The 2,935-nt window shown below is 73.2% G+C and carries 4 protein-coding genes; all 4 read left to right on the top strand.

Annotation, left to right across the window (positions count from 1 at the left end):
• Positions 1-122 precede the first annotated feature (122 nt).
• The 4 genes from AOK11_RS37060 to AOK11_RS37075 are packed head-to-tail and all read left to right on the top strand — an operon-like array spanning position 123 to position 2,889.
• The gene (locus tag AOK11_RS37060; RefSeq protein WP_079035319.1) at positions 123-887 is read left to right on the top strand and encodes an energy-coupling factor ABC transporter permease; all 765 of its coding nucleotides are present in this window, start codon (positions 123-125) and stop codon (positions 885-887) included.
• Positions 884-1,273 carry an energy-coupling factor ABC transporter substrate-binding protein gene (locus AOK11_RS37065; RefSeq protein WP_055598016.1) on the top strand — a complete coding sequence of 130 codons (390 nt, stop codon included), beginning with the start codon at positions 884-886 and terminating at the stop codon, positions 1,271-1,273. Before AOK11_RS37060 ends, AOK11_RS37065 begins: the two co-directional genes overlap by 4 nt.
• A gap of 6 nt (positions 1,274-1,279) precedes the next feature.
• A complete protein-coding gene (cbiQ, locus tag AOK11_RS37070) occupies positions 1,280-2,029 on the top strand; it encodes a cobalt ECF transporter T component CbiQ (protein WP_055598017.1) in 750 nt (249 codons plus the stop codon).
• Positions 2,026-2,889: an energy-coupling factor ABC transporter ATP-binding protein gene (locus tag AOK11_RS37075; protein ID WP_055598018.1), complete on the top strand. Its 864-nt coding sequence runs from the start codon at positions 2,026-2,028 to the stop codon at positions 2,887-2,889. The genes cbiQ and AOK11_RS37075 overlap by 4 nt, the downstream gene beginning before the upstream one ends.
• Positions 2,890-2,935 lie beyond the last annotated feature (46 nt).

Raw genomic sequence — 2,935 nt, forward strand, 5'->3', positions numbered from 1 at the left:
GGAATGTGACGACAGGCCCCAGGACCCGGGAAGGCGGAGCACGGGCGGTGGTACCCGTCAGCCAGGAGACCGGCCAAGGCGCGTCAACCATCCACGAGGTGCTGGAGAGGGTCTGCTGAGCCATGCACATTGCCGAAGGTTTTCTGCCACCGGTGCACGCGGTCGCGTGGGGCGCCGCGGCGGCGCCGTTCGTCGTCCACGGCGCCCGCTCACTCGTCCGTGAAGTCAGGGAACATCCCGAGAGCACGCTGCTGCTCGGCGCCTCGGGAGCGTTCACCTTCGTTCTGTCCGCGCTGAAACTGCCCTCGGTGACCGGGAGTTGCTCCCACCCCACCGGCACCGGGCTGGGCGCCATCCTGTTCCGGCCGCCCATCATGGCGGTGCTGGGCACCATCACCCTGCTGTTCCAGGCCCTGTTGCTCGCCCACGGCGGGCTGACCACGCTGGGCGCCAACGTCTTCTCGATGGCGATCGTCGGGCCGTGGGCGGGGTACGGCGTGTACCGGCTGGCACGGCGGTCCGGGGCGCCGCTGATGGCCGCGGTGTTCTGCGGCGCGTTCGTCGCCGACCTGTCCACGTACTGCGTCACCAGCGTGCAGCTGGCGCTCGCCTTCCCCGACCCGGGGAGCGGGTTCCTGGGCTCGCTCGGGAAGTTCGGCTCCATCTTCGCCGTCACGCAGATCCCGCTCGCGGTGAGCGAAGGGCTGCTGACCGTCCTGGTGATGCGCCTGCTGGTGCAGTCCAGCAAGGGCGAACTGACCCGTCTCGGCGTGCTGTTGACCGGCAAGCGAGCGGCAACGGAAACGGCGGCGACGGAAACGGAGCCGGAGACGAAGCAGACGGCGGGCACGACGGGGACGACCGGTACCGGGACGGTGGCTCGATGACCAGGAACGCGAAGATCAACGCCCTGCTGCTGCTCGCCGTGGCCGCGCTCGCGGTACTGCCGCTGGCGCTCGGGCTCGGCGACCACAAGGAGGAGCCGTTCGCCGGTGCGGACGGCGAGGCGGAGACCGCCATCACCGAGCTCGAACCGGACTACGAGCCGTGGTTCTCCCCGTTGTACGAGCCCCCGTCCGGTGAGATCGAGTCGGGGCTCTTCGCCCTCCAGGCCGCCGTCGGCGCGGGGGTCCTGGCGTACTACTTCGGGGTGCGGCGCGGGCGTCGGCAGGGTGAGGAACGGGCACGGCAGCAGCAGCCGGCGCCCGGTACCGGCTCGGACGCCGGCGCGGGGCTCCCCGACGAGGCGGTCTCCCCCGGCCACCGGGCCTGATCGCGCGTGCTGCCGATCGACGCGGCGGCGCACAGCAGTCGCTGGCGCCGCCGTCATCCCGTGGACAAGGCCGTGCTCGGGCTGGGGCTCACCGTGCTCGCGATCTCCCTGCCTCCGTGGCCGGGCGCGGCCCTGGTACTGGTGACCGCGCTCGCGGTGCTGCTGGGCCCGGCGGGGGTGCCGGGCCGGCGGCTGTGGCGTGCCTACCGGGTGCCGCTGGGCTTCTGCGTCACCGGGGCACTCCCGCTGCTGGTGCAGGTGGGCGGGCCGGACGGGTTCGTTTCCCCGGCCCCCGAAGGACCGCTGCGCGCGGGCGAGTTGCTGCTGCGCACCTCGGCGGCGTCCCTCGGGGTGCTGCTGTTCGCCTTCACCACGCCGATGTCGGACCTGCTGCCGCGTCTGGTGCGGGCCGGGGTGCCCGCACCACTGGTGGACGTGGCCCTGGTGATGTACCGCATGAGTTTCCTGCTGCTCGACTCGGTGCGCCGGATCGGTCAGGCGCAGGCGGCCCGGCTCGGGCACACCACCCGGGCGGCGTCCTGGCGTTCGCTGGGCGGTCTCGGCGCGACAGCGTTCGTCCGGTCCTTCGACCGGGCGGCGCGGTTGCAGGCGGGGCTCGCCGGGCGCGGTTACGACGGCACACTGCGCGTCCTGGTGCCCGAGGCGCGTGTCTCCGTACGGTTCACGGCCGTGAGCCTGTTGCTTCTCGCGGCACTGGCCGCCGTCGCCCTTTTCCTGGAAAGCCGGATGCCGTGAACGATCCCGCCCTGGTTCCCTCACTGGACCCCGCCCTGGTCACCCTGCGGGACGCCTCCTTCGCCTACGAGGACGGCCCGGCCGTGCTCACCGGCCTCGACTTCGAGGTGCGGGAGGGACGCGCGCTCGCACTGCTGGGCCGCAACGGCAGTGGCAAGACCACGCTGATGCGGCTGCTGAGTGGTGGACTGCGGCCGAGCGGAGGCGAGTTGGCCGTGGCGGGCCGGCCCGTCCGGTACGACCGCAAGGGGCTGACCCGGCTGCGGACGACGGTGCAGCTGGTGGTGCAGGACCCGGACGACCAGTTGTTCGCGGCGTCCGTGGGCCAGGACGTGTCGTTCGGGCCGCTGAACCTCGGGCTGTCCGACACGGAGGTACGGGCGCGGGTCACGGAGGCGCTGGCCGCGCTCGACATCACCGCGCTCGCCGAACGGCCCACGCATCTGCTGTCCTACGGGCAGCGCAAGCGGACCGCGATCGCGGGGGCGGTGGCGATGCGGCCGCGCGTCCTGATCCTGGACGAACCGACCGCGGGTCTCGACCCGGACGGTCAGGAGCGGCTGCTCGCGACGCTCGCCGGGTTGCGCGAGCGGGGCACCACGGTGGTCATGGCGACCCATGACGTGGATCTCGCCCTGCGCTGGGCCGACGACGCCGCGCTGCTCACGCCGTCCGGGGTGCGTACCGGGCCGGTCGCCGAGATGCTGGCCCGTACGGATCTCCTCGCGGCGGCGGGACTGCGGCTTCCGTGGGGCATCGCGGCCGCGCACCTGCTGCGCGCGTGGGGGCTGCCGGCCGACATGGCCGCCGTCCCCCTCACCCCGGAGGAACTGGCGGCAGTGGCCGCGACCGGCCTGTGAAGGGCGGGCGGCGCGGACATACGGGTGCGCGGGTGCGCTGGCACCG

This window comes from Streptomyces hirsutus, from assembly GCF_001418415.1.
Classification (GTDB): Bacteria; Actinomycetota; Actinomycetes; order Streptomycetales; family Streptomycetaceae; genus Streptomyces; species Streptomyces hirsutus.